Here is a 12,962-nt window from a genome sequence, read left to right as displayed (position 1 = left end):
CGCCCAAGGATTCGGACAGTCCACCAAGGGCCGAGGAGATAATTCCCTGACGTGCGATAACACCCTTTGCCTATTCTTGGGACAGCCATATCCGAGGAAGGCAGAACCTGATGTCCCACGAACATCCGGAGCCGTTGACGTTTGGCCGGCGACTGAAGATTCAACGGACTCGACGCGGTATGACCCGGGAGGTTCTGGCCGGGCTGGTCGGTAAATCACCCTCATGGGTGAAGGCCGTGGAATCGGGCCGGCTGGGAACCCCGAAGCTGTCGATCCTGTTGTGCCTGGCCGAGAACCTGCGTATGCGTGACCTGTCCGAGTTGACCGGCCAGGAGTCCGTGCCCACCCGGCTGTTCACCGGCCCGGGCCACGAACTGCTGCCGACGGTACGACGGGCCGTGGACTCGGTCGTGATCCCCACGGAACGCCCCGCGCCGTCGGTGCGGCACCTGCGCGCACGTCTGGACTCGGCGTGGGTCGCGCGGCACTGTGCCCCCAACCACCGCAGGGTGCTCGGCGGGCTGCTCCCCGATCTGATCGCCGATGCCCAGTTGGCGGCCAGGCAAGCCGAGTCGGGACGGGTCCGGCGTGCCGCGCAGGCCGTACTCGCCGAGGTCTACGCGCTCTCGCAGTTCTTCATCGCCTACCAGCCCCCCGCCGATCTGTTGTGGCGCGTGGCCGAGCGCGGCCTTGTGGCGGCGCAGGACTCCGGCGACCTGCATGTCATCGGCATCTCGGCGTGGCTGATGGCCCAGGCGCACCGGGACGCGGGCGACTGGGACGCGGCGGACCTCGTGACGGAGCAGACGGTGCACGCGCTCTCGCCCTGTCTCGCCGACGGTACCGACGCGGAGCGGGCGGTCAACGGCGCGCTGCTGTTCGAAGCCGGGTACACGGCGGCGAGGCGAGGCGAGTCAGGGACTGCCTGGGGGTACTGGGACGCTGCGAACGCGGTGGCCCAGCGCCTTCCTTCCGCGTACTACCACCCGGTGACCTCGTTCTCCCGCGCGATCATGGGGGCCCATGCCGTCACCATTGCCGTGGAGCTGCGGGCCGCCGGCGAATCGGTGCGGCAGGCGCACGCGGCGACCGCGTACATTCCTTCCCGGCCACGCCGCGCCCGCCACCAGATCGAGACCGCCCGGGCGCACCATCTCGCCGGCGACACGGTGTCGGCGCTGGCCACCCTGGAGAACGCGCACTTCGCCGCGCCGGAGACGATCCGCTACAACGGCTATGCCCGCAGCATTCTCCTGGAGGAGATGGAGGCGCACCGGGGCGAACTGCGCCAACGGGCCGCGGACCTCGCAGTGAAAGTCGGCGCGATCTCTACGTAGCGAAAAAGATACAGACTGTATCCATTCCCTCAATCAACGCCACTTAGAGTCACCATATGACCACGAAGAGGAAGCAGGAAGGCGGCGAGGACGAACTCGCGCGCCTCAACGAGACCTACAACCCGCGGGGCTGGAAGATCTGGCGCACCCATATCAAAGGGACGCCGCGCGGGTGGGTCGCGACCAACATCAGCGCGGGCGAACGCTTCGACCGGACACTGCACGGCGACACCGCGAAAACCTTGGAAGCCCTGTTGGAGAAACCTCCCTACACCCCCTCCCGCATTTTCTGACCACGTCAAGGCCGACAACGGGCCACGGGTTGCGCCGTACACCGCTGTTGCCTGATCAGGACAAGGCGCAGCTCGACGGGACCGCTGTGCACGAATACCCAGGAAAACACGGATGCGACGCGGATGCCTTCGCGCACCTGTTCACCAACCGACAGCAGCGAGACAGCGACAGCCCCCACTGCCGCCCCGGCCGAGGAGTCGCCGGACCGGGCGTTGGCCGGTATCCCGGGACGGCTTCCCCTTCCCGCCCCTTCCCCGTTTGTCTCGCCCCTAGCGGGACCCTCGCGGCACCGGCGTCCAGGAAGCGGACCCGGTGTCGCCCTGTCCGCCTTTGACCAGCATGCCGGGTTGTGTTTGCCCTTGCCGGGACAGCGGCCACTGTGCACACACGGTCCAACCTGAGGAGCACCATGATCAGCAAACTGTCCGAGGCCGGTCTGACGTCCGACATGGCCTACGCCGCGGGATTCGCCTCGATCGGGCTCAGCGCGCTCGCCTGGCTGGTGTCGAAGAAAACGGAGAAGGCGGGAACCGACCGGGCGGACAGATGGGGCCTGTTCGTCGGTGAGTGGGCGCCCACGTTCTTCGCCCTCGGCGTGGCCCTGCGCCTTGAGGAATCCTCGGTGTAGCACCGCCTGCCACCCCATACGGCGCTGGGCCCCGCCGACCGGTCGGCGGGGCCCAGTGTTGGCCAGGGCACCGTGAGCCCCGGGCGCGCTACACCCCGATGGGGTGCCAGACCGTCTTGGTCTCCAGGAACGGCGTGACCCGCGACAGCCCGGGGTCGGCGAACCAGTCCTCTTCGGCCCGGGGGCGCAACACCCGCTTGAGCGTGGCGGCCGCGGCCTCTTCCAGTTCGGCTGCCAGGTCCCCGGCACCGGTGAGGTCGAGGGCGTTGACGTCCGCGTGCCCGGCCAACGGAGGCGCGAGCTCGGCGACGCGCCCGGTCAGGATGTTGACCACTCCGCCCGGAAGGTCGGAGGTGGCCAGCACCTCTCCCAGGGTGACGGCGGCCAGCGGCGCGCGTTCACTCGCCACGACGATCGCGGTGTTGCCTCCGGCGATGATCGGCGCCAGGACCGAGACCAGGCCCAGCAGCGGCCCCTGCGGGGGCGCGACAACCGCGACCACACCGGTGGGCTCGGGAGCGGAGTGGTTGTAGTAGGGCCCCGAGACCGGGTTGGAACCACCCGCGACCTGGGCGATCTTGTCGGTCCACCCCGCGTAGTAGACCCAACGGTCGATAGCCGCCGACACAAGGCGCGCCGCCTCGTCAGCACTCACCCCGTCGGCATCGACCAGATCGGCCTCGAACTGGGCCCGGCGGCCCTCCAGTACTTCGGCGACCCGGTACAGGATCTGGCCGCGGTTGTAGGCGGTACGCGCCGACCAGCCGCCGAACGCCTTGCGCGCGGCCAGTACCGCGTCGCGGGCGTCCTTGCGGGAGGCCAGCGCGGCGTTGGCCAGGTGCGCGCCGTCGCTTGAGGTCACGGAGTAGCTCCTGCCCGATTCCGAGCGCGGGAACGCGCCGCCGACGTAGAGCTTGTAGGTCTTGAGCACAGCGAGGCGCGCGGGGACGGCAGAGGACGTATCCCGCTGTGGAGCCGCCTCGGTCGTGCCGGTGTCCTTCTTCCGGTGCTTCTTGGACTCAGCCATTGAGGTAGCCCTCCAGTCCGTGGCGGCCGCCCTCGCGACCGTAGCCGGACTCCTTGTAGCCGCCGAACGGGCTGGCGGGGTCGAACTTGTTGAACGTGTTGGACCAGACGACTCCGGCACGCAACCGGTTGGCGGTCCACAGCATCCGGGACCCCTTCTCGGTCCAGACCCCGGCCGAGAGGCCGTAGGGGGTGTTGTTGGCCTTCTCCACCGCCTCTTCGGGGGTGCGGAAGGTCAGCACGGAAAGCACTGGGCCGAAGATCTCCTCGCGGGCGACCCGGTTGGCCTGGGTGGCCCCGGTGAACAGGGTCGGCGCGAACCAGAAACCGCGGTCGGGCAGCGGGCAGGCCGGGGACCAGCGTTCGACGCCCTCGTCGTCTCCCGCCCTGGCCAATTCCTGGATGCGGGCGAGTTGGGCCGCGGAGTTGATCGCGCCGATGTCGGTGTTCTTGTCCAGGGGGTCGCCCAGGCGCAACCGGGAGATCCTGGCCTTGAGCCGCTCCAGGAATTCTTCGGCGATCGACTCCTGGAGCAGCAGCCGGGAACCCGCGCAGCAGACGTGGCCCTGGTTGAAGAAGATGCCGGTGACGACACCCTCGACGGCTTGGTCCACGGCCGCGTCGTCATAGACGATGTTGGCGCCCTTGCCACCCAGCTCCAGGGTGACCCGCTTGTCGGTTCCGGCGACCGTGCGCGCGATTTCGCGGCCCACCTCGGTGGAACCGGTGAACGCGACCTTGTCGGTTCCGGGGTGCGCCACCAGCGCACGGCCGGTCTCACCGGCACCGGTCACGATGTTGACCACGCCCGGGGGCAGACCGGCCTCCTGGCAGATCTCGGCGAAGACCAGGGCCGTCAGCGGGGTGGTCTCGGCCGGCTTGAGGACGACGGTGTTGCCGCCGGCCAGTGCCGGAGCGATCTTCCAGGCCAGCATGAGCAGCGGGAAGTTCCACGGGATGACCTGGGCGGCCACGCCCAGCGGACGCGGGTCGGGCCCGAACCCGGCGTGGGCGAGCTTGTCGGCCCAACCCGCGTAGTAGAAGAAGTGCGCGGCGACCAGCGGGATGTCGACGTCGCGGGTCTCCTTGATCGGCTTGCCGTTGTCCAGGGACTCCAGGACCGCGAGCTCGCGGGCCCGTTCCTGGATGATGCGGCTGATGCGGAACAGGTACTTGCCGCGCTCGGCGGGAGCCATCGGCCCCCACACCCGTTCGAAGGCCCTGCGGGCCGCGGCCACGGCGCGGTCCACGTCGGCGTCGGAGGCCACCGAGACCTGGGCCAGCTCCTCCTCGTCGGCGGGGTTGACACTGGTGATGCGCTGCTCGGTGGGCTCGGTGAAGGCACCGTCGATGAACAGGCCGTACTCGGGCCGGATCGACACGACGGCGCGCGACTCGGGCGCGGGCGCGTACTCGAAGATCTTGTCTGACATGTCCGGCGCCCCTAGTCCAGCGTGTAGTAGTCGGGACCGGAGTAGGTCCCGGTCGTCAGCTTGGTCCGCTGCATCAGGAGGTCGTTGAGCAGGCTGGACGCCCCCAGGCGGAACCACGCCGGGTCGAGCCAGTCGCTGCCGGCGGTCTCGTTGACGAGCACCAGGTTCTTGATCGCGTCCTTGGTGGTACGGATACCGCCCGCAGGCTTGACCCCGATCTGACGCCCGGTCGCCGCACGGAAGTCGCGCACGGCCTCCAACATGATGAGCGTGACGGGCAGGGTCGCGGCGGGCGCGACCTTGCCGGTCGAGGTCTTGATGAAGTCGGCTCCGGCGTGCATGGCCAGCCAGGAAGCCCTGCGCACGTTGTCGTAGGTGACGAGCTCGCCGGTCTCCAGGATCACCTTGAGGTGGGCGCTGCCGCACGCTTCCTTGACGGCGACGATCTCGTCGTGGACCTTGACGTAGTCCCCGGAGAGGAACGCCCCTCGGTCGATCACCATGTCGATCTCGCCGGCACCGTCGGCGACGGCACGGCGGGTGTCGATGAGCTTGGCCTCCAGCGGGGCGCGCCCGGACGGGAAGGCGGTGGCCACCGAGGCCACACCCACGCCGCTGCCGGCCAGCGCCTCGACCGCGACGGCGACCAGGTCGGAATAGACACACACCGCGGCCACACGGGGCACCGACGGGTCCGCGGGGTCGGGGTGCTTGGCCTTGCCCGCCAGCGCCCGGACCTTGCCGGCGGTGTCGGCACCTTCCAGGGTGGTGAGGTCCACCATGCGGATGGCCAGGTCGATGGCCTCCGCCTTGGCGGTGGTCTTGATGGAACGGGTGGACAGGTCGGCGGCGCGCGCACGCGCGCCCACCTCATCCACTCCGGGCAGTCCGTGCAGGTAGGCCCGCAGCGACGTGTTCGACGCCGTTGTTGCGGACGCCAGTGCTGTGTCAGGCACGAGCACCTCGCTTCTCTATAACCATGTTGAGGATGAGCGCGACCACCAGGATGACCCCGGTGACGACCATCTGGAAAAACGACCCGAGGCCGAGCAGGTTGCACAGGTTGCGCAGTACCGAGAGTAGGAGAACCGCGATGAAGGTACCGAAAACGCCGCCGCGGCCACCGAAGAGGTTGGTGCCGCCGAGCACGACCGCGGCGATCGCGTCGAGTTCCAGGCCGTTGAAGGCGGTGGGCTGGCCGATCGTCAGGCGCGAGGTCAACAGCACACCGGCCAGGGCCGACAGCGCACCGGAGATGGCGAAGACCGCAGTGATGACAGCACGCACCGGCAGGCCCGACAGCCGCGCGGCCTCCTTGTTGCTGCCCACGGCGTAGACGTACTCGCCGAAGGTCGTTCCCCGCAGCACCAGGGCCGCGATGACGGTGACGGCAACGAAGATGATGCCCACGATCGGGACGTAGCCGAGGAAACCGCCGCCCAGGAGCTGGAACGCCTCGGGAATGTCCCCGCCCGCGGGTTCACCGTTGGTGAGCAGGTAGGTGAGACCGCGGATGGCGGTGAGGCCCGCCAGGGTCGTCATGAACGCCGGCAGCGTGAGGTAGGCCGACAGCCCGCCCATGACCGCGCCGAAGAACGCCCCGATGGCGAGGCTGACGGCGATCGCCAGGACGAAGTTCATGTCCTTGTCGATGAGCAGCGCCACCGTCATTCCGCCGAAGGCAGCCGTACTGCCGACGGAGAGGTCGATACCGGCGGTGAGGATGACCAGGGTCATTCCGATGGCGACGATCCCGGTGAGCGAGGACTGCTGGAGCAGGTTCGCCATGTTGCGCGTGGTGAGGAACTCGGGTGCGAGCAGCGTCGCGACCACGCACAGCGCCAGGAAGACGATGAGCAGGTTGAACTTGACGAAGAGGTCGGAGCCGCGCCGTTTGCGCGTGCCGGGCACGGCTTCGGGGGCGAGTGCCGTGGTGGATGCGGTCATGGCGTCACTCCTGTGATGACGGTGTGCGCGATGGTGGTCTCGGGTGTGGTGCGCGGGTCGAAGTGGGCGACGTTGCGCCCCTCGTGCAGCACCCAGATGGTGTCGGCGTTGGCGGTCAGCTCGTTCAGCTCGCTGCTGGCGAGGAGCACCGCGACTCCGTCGTCGGCGAGCTGGCGGACCTGGCGGTAGAGGTCGGCCTTCGCACCGACGTCGAGGCCGCGGGTGGGTTCGTCCAGGAGCAGGACGCGCACGCCGCCCCTGGTGATCCACTTGGCGAGCACGACCTTCTGCTGGTTGCCGCCCGAAAGTTTGCCGACTGGCTGGTCGGGTGAGGCGAAGCGCACCCCCAGGTCGTCGAGGACGGGCGCGGTACGTGCTTTGCCGATGCGTCGGGGCAGCAGCCACGGCGGCCGGCCAAGGGCGGTGACGGCGGCGTTGCGCGCCACCGACAACCCCAGCATGAGCCCCTGTTCCTTGCGGCTCTCCGGTACCAGTGCCAGTCCGGCGCGCACCGCGGCAGCGGGACTGGCGACGCGCAGCGACGCACCATCCAACCGCACGGTCCTGGCGGCCTTGATGTCACCGAACAACGACTTGAGCAGTGTGGTGCGGCCCGCCCCGCCCAAGCCGGCCAGGCCCACGATCTCGCCGGCGCGCACGTCGATACCGGCGATGTCGATGACGCCGGGGATACGGACGCGCTCCACCTCCAACAGCACCTCCCCCTCGGGGCGGGGCCGCTCGGTGGACTGCACCAGTTCGCGCTCCTGGCCGATCATGGCCGCGACCAACTGCTCGGGACCGGTCCGGGCCACGTCGTAGACGCCCACGGTCCGACCGTCGCGCAGCACAGTGGCGCGGTCGCCGATCTCCATGACCTCGTCCATGCGGTGCGAGATGTAGATGATCGAGCGGCCCTCGGCAACGAGGGAGCGAATCACTTCGAACACCTTGAGCAGGTCGTTCTCACCCAGGGTCGCGGACGGCTCGTCCATGACGATGACGCGCGCGTCGGAGGTCAGGGCCTTGGCGATGGCGGTGAGCTGTTGGGCTGCGATGGGCAGGTCGCGGACGGTCGCGGTGACGGGAAAGTCCCCGCCGACTCTGGTGATGGCCGCTCGCGCCAGCTCCAGCCGCTTCTGCTTGCGGACGATGGGACCTGTCGCGGGAGCGTGTCCCAGGAGCAGGTTCTGGGCGACGCTGAGGTCGGGGACGAGGTCCAGTTCCTGATAGATGACGGCGATGCCCGCAGCAAGCCCCGCCTGCGGGCTGTTGAGCACGACGCGTTGGCCGTCGAGGAGGATCTCGCCCTCGTCGGGCTGGTAGGAGCCGGCGAGGATCTTCATGAGGGTGCTCTTGCCGGCCCCGTTCTCGCCGAGCAGGCAGTGCACCTCCCCCCGTCGCACGGACAGTTCGGCGCCGTCGCTGGCGACGGTGCCGGGGAACCGTTTGACGATGTTGCTCATCGTCAAACGGGGGGTTTCGGCCTCCGTTGTCATCTCGCCTCGTTTGCGTCGTGATCGAGCAGCCAGTTGGCCGTCCGGTCGTCGGTGATGAGGGTGTTGCACAGCCGGCTGGACACGACGGCCGCACAGACCGCGTACTTGGCGGTGCCCGAGGTCACCGCGATGGAGACCGGGGCCGCGCGCAGCGCGTCCAGCGAGAGGCCGAGGGTGCGCCCGTTGAGCTCCGGGTCCACGATCTGTCCGGAGGCGTCGACGAAGCGGCCCACCACGTCGCCGACCGCGCCGCCGGCGGCGAGGAGGTCGACGTCCGCGGCATCGATGTGACCGGAGTCCACCAGGACCGAGTCCGCCCCGATTCCGCCGGGGCTGAACAGCATCACGTCGGAGTCGGCCGCGTGCCCGAGGACGTCGGAAACGGTGCTGTCCCGCTCCAGCACCTGGCGGGTGCTCTCGTGGTCGACGATGGCCGGTACCGGCAGGAGGGTGACCGTGCCCGACGCCTGATGGGCGATCCGGCTGGCCATGTCCTGGGCCGAACTCGGGCGGCGCGAGCGGCTGAGCCCGCCGTTGATCTGCACCACTCCGACCCCTTGGGCCCATCCCGGGGTGAGGTTGCGGGCGATCAGATCCAGGGTCCGCCCCCAGGAGACCCCGAGCAGGCGCGGGGCGGGGCGCAGAGCGGCGAGATAACCGGCGGCCGCCTCGGCGACTCGGACCCGCAGTTCTTCCTCGTCGTGGGAGGAGCGGGCCGACACCACGACGGCGTCGCGCAGGCCGAAGCGGTCGCGCAGCGACTTCTCCAGCCCGCGTACGCGGGCCTGGGGGTGCATGACCTCGATGCGGACGATTCCGGCCTCGCGGGCCTCCACCAGCATGCGCCCCACCTTCCACCGGGTGAAGTGCAGCTGCGTGCCGATCTGCTCCTGGGTCCGGTCGTGCTCGTAGTAGAGCGAGGCGACCTGGTAGAGCAGGCTCTCGTAGTCGGGATCGCTCATCTCGTCCTCCGCTCCGGTGCACTGAGACGGTGGGCGATCTCGCGGGTGGCCGCGGTGGCCGCCCGGTAGTCGGCGTAACCGCGGTCCAACGCGCTCGCGTGGGCGGGGTCGGGTTCCACGACCCGGACGGCCGGGGCGAAGGCCGCGGCAGCCTCTTCGAGGGTGCCCGCCTGCCCTGCTCCGACCGCGGCGATGACCGAGCAGGCGCGCAGTGAGAGGTTGTCCCCCGCCACCAGGTTCAACGGGCGCCCGAGCACGTCCGCCGTGGTCTGCAACCACAGGGGGTTGTGACGGATGCCGCCGGAGACGAAGATCTCGTCCACGGGCACCCCGCCCTCGGTGAAGGACTCCACCACCTGGCGGGTTCCGTAGGCGACGCCCTCGACGGCGGCCCGGTAGACCTGTTCAGGGGTGCTGCCCAAGGTCAGGCCGAGGACGGCTCCGCGCAGGCGCGGGTCGCGCAAGGGGGTGCGGTTGCCCATGAAGTAGTCCAGGACCACGAGTCCGTGTTCGCTCGGTGGAAGGTCGGCTGCGGCCTTGATCAGGGCGGGCAGTTCCGCGCGCGGACGCCCCAGCAGTTGTTCGCCGGCCCATTTGAGGACCGACCCGGAGGTGACCTGACCGCCTTCGACCAGCCAGGCCCCCTGGTTGAGCGCATCGGGGTAGGGTCCCCAGACGGTCGGGGGGAAGACCGGCTCGGCCATTTCGGTGATGAACGCGCTGGAGGTGCCCGACACGATGGACACCCGGCCGCTGTGCGCACCGCCGACGGCAAGCAACGACAGATGGGCGTCGATACCACCGGAGGAGACGACCGCGCGGCCCCGGATGCCCAACTCCACGCGGGCAGCGGTGGCGAGCTCCCCGACCGCCTCCCCCACCGGGACGACCCGGTCGGGCAACTTGGAGCGCAGGTCGGGCACCCCGAGTTCGGCGTAGAGGTCATCGGGGAAGCCCGCACCGCGCGGATCGTAGTTCCACTTACAGACGGCGTTCATCTGCGATCCGACCCACTGACCGGTCAAGCGCCACACCAGGTAGTCGACGGCCTCGGTGACACGGGCAGCCGCCCGATACACCTCGGGTTCGTTGCCCGCCAACCACATCGCCTTGGGCACCAGCCACTCCACGGCGTCGGAGCCACCGGCGTAGCGCAGCACCGGGTGGTCCACCCGCGCGGTGCGGGCGGACTCGGCGCTGGCCCGGCTGTCCATCCACAGCAGCGCCGGACGCAACGGACGCCCCTGCGCGTCGAGCACCGCGACCGTGGAGGCGGTGGTGGCGACCGCGAGGCCGGCCACCTCGGGCCCCCCGGCCGAGGCCAGTGCGTCCCGGGTGGCGGCCACGACCGAACGCCACCAGTCCTCAGGGTCCTGCTCGGCCCAGCCGGGATAGGGGAAGTCGGTGGGATACCCGCTCTCCCCCTGCCCCAGAGGCGTCCCGTCCGCGGCGTAGACGGCAACCCGAGCACTCTCGGTTCCCAGGTCAATGGCCAACAGCGCGCTCACGTCATCCCCCGTTCGGCATGAAGAGCACCTTGGAGCTGAAGATGGAGCGTTCGCCGAGGCTGTGCATCGTGTCCGAGAGCGCGTCGAGCCCCAACTCGTGGGTGATCATGAACTTCCAGTTGAGCTCACCGTCGGCCATCGCGCGGGCAGCGACGCGCCATTCGTCGCCGGGGAAGGGCGCGGAGAAGGAGTTCCAGGCGCCGTGCAGGGTGACCTCGCGGCGCAAGAAGCTGCTGAAGGTGGCTTTGGGCAGCACCACCGGATCGTGCGGAATCCCGATGAACACGGCGTGGCCGTGCCGGGCGACCAGGGAGACGGCCTGCTCCACGGTGGCGGGCACGCCCGCGGACTCGATGATGACGTCATAGCCGAGTCCGGCGATCTCTTCGGCCTGCTCGGGAGTGGTCGCGGTGTGGGTGGCGCCCGCCTCCCGCGCCATCTCGGCCTTCTGCTCGCTGACGTCGATCGACAGGACCTCCGACGCTCCGGCGAGTTTGGCCCATTGGATGGCGAAGAGGCCGATCGGCCCGGCGCCGATGACGGCGACACGGTGACCGGTGCGCAGCTTGGTGCGCCAGATCGCGTGCAAGGCGATGGCCGCGGGGTCGAGCATGGCCGCGGCGCGCGGGTCGAGGTCGGCCGGGACGACCATGAGGTTGCCGGCGGGCACCGTGACGTACTGGGCGTAGGCACCGGCTCGGCGGCTGCCGAAGTAGTCGTAGTCCTCGCAGAGGCTGAAATGGCCCTGGGTGCAGGGAGTGCAGCGACGGCACGGGATCAGCGGCGGGACGGTGACGAGATCACCCTCCTGGACCGTTCCCGCGGCGGCGAGCTCCGTTCCCAACGCCACGACGTGGCCGGAGAACTCGTGGCCGCAGATGAGCGGCAGGTGGTAGGCACCGCCCGGGCGCAGCATGCGGGGGATGTCAGAGCCGCACACCCCGCAGGCGGCGACGCGCACGAGGGCCTCGTCGGGGGCGGGTTCGGGGACGGGCACCTGTTCGACCCGGATGTCGCCGGGTGCGTGGAGAACGGCGGCCTGCATGGTCTCCGACATGGTGTTCTGGGTTCCTTTCCAGGAGGTGGACCCCGGCGCCGATGGTCGTCGACGGCGCCGGGGCGGCAGGGCGACGGTTACTTGTCGTCTCCGGCGAGCGCGAAGGTCGTGTCGCCGACGTAGTCGGCGGCGTTGTCGGTGTCGATCAGACCGGTACCGGCGTCGACGTAGTCCTCGACGTCCTCACCGGCCTGGACCTTCAGCACCGTGTCGACGGCCACCTGGCCCAGGGAGATGGGGTCGTTGAGGGCCGTCGCGACGTAGGGGCCACCCGCGTCGATCGCGTCCACGGCTTCCATGAGACCGTCGACCCCGGCGACGATGACGTCGTCGCGCCCGTTCTCGTTGAGGACCTGGAGAGCACCCAGTGCCATGTCGTCGTTGTGGGCGTAAACGGCCTTGACGTCGGAGTTGGTCTGGACGAGGTCCTGCATGGCGGTCACCGCGTTGGAGCGGATGTAGTCGCTGTAGGGGCCCTCGACGATCTCGATCTTGTCGTTGCCCTCGACCGCCTCGTGGAAGCCGGCGCTGCGATCGCGCGCCACGGCACCACCGGCGTCGCCCTGGATCTCGATGATCTTGCCGCCCTCGTCACCGAGCTCGGCGGCGACGCGCTCTCCCACGAGTGCGCCCATGGCCTTGTTGTCGCGGCCGACGTGTGCGGCGGCGCCCTCGGGAACCGGGCGGTCCACGGTGATGACCGGAATGCCGGCGGACTCGGCGGCGGCGATACCGGCTTTGACGCCCTTGGGGTCGACCGGGTTGATCAGCAGGACGTCGACCTGACGGGTGATCAGATCCTGGATGTCGTCGTTCTGCTTGGTGACGTCGTCTCCGGCGTCGGCGAAGTAGAGCTCGGCGCCGGCCTCGTCCGCGGCCTGCTCCGCTCCTTCCCTGAGCTGCACGTAGAAGGGGGACTGCTGAGTGGCCTGGCTGAATCCGATGACGATGGGGCCGTCGGATCCGCCTTCGCCGCCGGCGGAACCGCCGGGTGTGGTGGACAGCGAGCAGGCGGACAGTGCCGCTACTGCCACGGTCGCGGTCGCCATACCAAGGATGCGTGTACGACGCATAGGGGCCTCCAGATGTGATCCTGGCAACGAACCGTAAATCCGGATTTCACCCGTGTGCAACACATGGGGCATTTTTTGCTCTTATGAGCAAAACTGAGCTAACGCCGCGCTGATCTGCGATTACACAGAACACAGGGCCCTCGATCATGCGGAGGGCCCTGCACGGAAGGGGATTCTCAGTGCTGCGAGCGGTGACCT

At 69.3% G+C, this 12,962-nt stretch carries 12 protein-coding genes; 3 read left to right on the top strand and 9 right to left on the bottom strand.

Annotation, left to right across the window (positions count from 1 at the left end; translation table 11 throughout):
• Window positions 1–110: 110 nt before the first annotated feature.
• The 3 genes from QSJ59_RS07505 (at window position 111) to QSJ59_RS07495 (ending at window position 2,259) form a co-directional block, all read left to right on the top strand.
• Complete coding sequence (locus QSJ59_RS07505) at window positions 111–1,337, top strand: helix-turn-helix domain-containing protein (RefSeq protein ID WP_285758186.1); 1,227 nt, start codon at window positions 111–113, stop codon at window positions 1,335–1,337.
• Between the two features lie 56 nt (window positions 1,338–1,393).
• The gene (locus QSJ59_RS07500; RefSeq protein ID WP_285758184.1) at window positions 1,394–1,630 is read left to right on the top strand and encodes a hypothetical protein; all 237 of its coding nucleotides are present in this window, start codon (window positions 1,394–1,396) and stop codon (window positions 1,628–1,630) included.
• A gap of 410 nt (window positions 1,631–2,040) precedes the next feature.
• The gene (locus tag QSJ59_RS07495; protein ID WP_285758182.1) at window positions 2,041–2,259 is read left to right on the top strand and encodes a hypothetical protein; all 219 of its coding nucleotides are present in this window, start codon (window positions 2,041–2,043) and stop codon (window positions 2,257–2,259) included.
• An 88-nt stretch (window positions 2,260–2,347) separates the two neighbouring features.
• Here QSJ59_RS07495 and QSJ59_RS07490 read toward each other — a convergent pair whose 3' ends face one another.
• The 9 genes from QSJ59_RS07490 to QSJ59_RS07450 form a co-directional block, all read right to left on the bottom strand.
• On the bottom strand, window positions 2,348–3,286 hold the full coding sequence (locus QSJ59_RS07490) for an aldehyde dehydrogenase family protein (protein WP_285758181.1): 939 nt from the start codon (window positions 3,284–3,286) through the stop codon (window positions 2,348–2,350).
• Window positions 3,279–4,718 (bottom strand): aldehyde dehydrogenase family protein, encoded by a 1,440-nt coding sequence (locus QSJ59_RS07485; RefSeq protein WP_285758180.1) that lies wholly within the window; start codon window positions 4,716–4,718, stop codon window positions 3,279–3,281. The genes QSJ59_RS07490 and QSJ59_RS07485 overlap by 8 nt, the downstream gene beginning before the upstream one ends.
• 11 nt (window positions 4,719–4,729) lie before the next feature.
• The gene (gene deoC / locus QSJ59_RS07480; RefSeq protein WP_285758179.1) at window positions 4,730–5,674 is read right to left on the bottom strand and encodes a deoxyribose-phosphate aldolase; all 945 of its coding nucleotides are present in this window, start codon (window positions 5,672–5,674) and stop codon (window positions 4,730–4,732) included.
• Window positions 5,667–6,665 carry an ABC transporter permease gene (locus tag QSJ59_RS07475; RefSeq protein WP_285758178.1) on the bottom strand — a complete coding sequence of 333 codons (999 nt, stop codon included), beginning with the start codon at window positions 6,663–6,665 and terminating at the stop codon, window positions 5,667–5,669. Before QSJ59_RS07475 ends, deoC begins: the two co-directional genes overlap by 8 nt.
• Entirely contained in the window at window positions 6,662–8,131 is a 1,470-nt protein-coding gene (locus tag QSJ59_RS07470; RefSeq protein ID WP_285758176.1) for a sugar ABC transporter ATP-binding protein, read from the bottom strand. The genes QSJ59_RS07475 and QSJ59_RS07470 overlap by 4 nt, the downstream gene beginning before the upstream one ends.
• Window positions 8,132–8,160: 29 nt before the next feature.
• A complete protein-coding gene (locus QSJ59_RS07465; RefSeq protein WP_285758174.1) occupies window positions 8,161–9,126 on the bottom strand; it encodes a sugar-binding transcriptional regulator in 966 nt (321 codons plus the stop codon).
• Window positions 9,123–10,634, bottom strand: a complete 1,512-nt coding sequence (locus QSJ59_RS07460; RefSeq protein WP_285758172.1) for an FGGY-family carbohydrate kinase — start codon at window positions 10,632–10,634, stop codon at window positions 9,123–9,125. The genes QSJ59_RS07465 and QSJ59_RS07460 overlap by 4 nt, the downstream gene beginning before the upstream one ends.
• Window position 10,635: 1 nt before the next feature.
• Window positions 10,636–11,691, bottom strand: a complete 1,056-nt coding sequence (locus QSJ59_RS07455) for a galactitol-1-phosphate 5-dehydrogenase (RefSeq protein ID WP_285758170.1) — start codon at window positions 11,689–11,691, stop codon at window positions 10,636–10,638.
• A gap of 77 nt (window positions 11,692–11,768) precedes the next feature.
• A complete protein-coding gene (locus QSJ59_RS07450) occupies window positions 11,769–12,764 on the bottom strand; it encodes a substrate-binding domain-containing protein (RefSeq protein WP_285758169.1) in 996 nt (331 codons plus the stop codon).
• Window positions 12,765–12,962 lie beyond the last annotated feature (198 nt).

The sequence above is a fragment of the Nocardiopsis ansamitocini genome (assembly GCF_030268225.1).
GTDB lineage: Bacteria > Actinomycetota > Actinomycetes > Streptosporangiales > Streptosporangiaceae > Nocardiopsis_D > Nocardiopsis_D ansamitocini.
The sequence above is the reverse complement of the archived record's forward strand: the minus strand, read 5'-3'. Positions and strand labels throughout refer to the sequence as shown.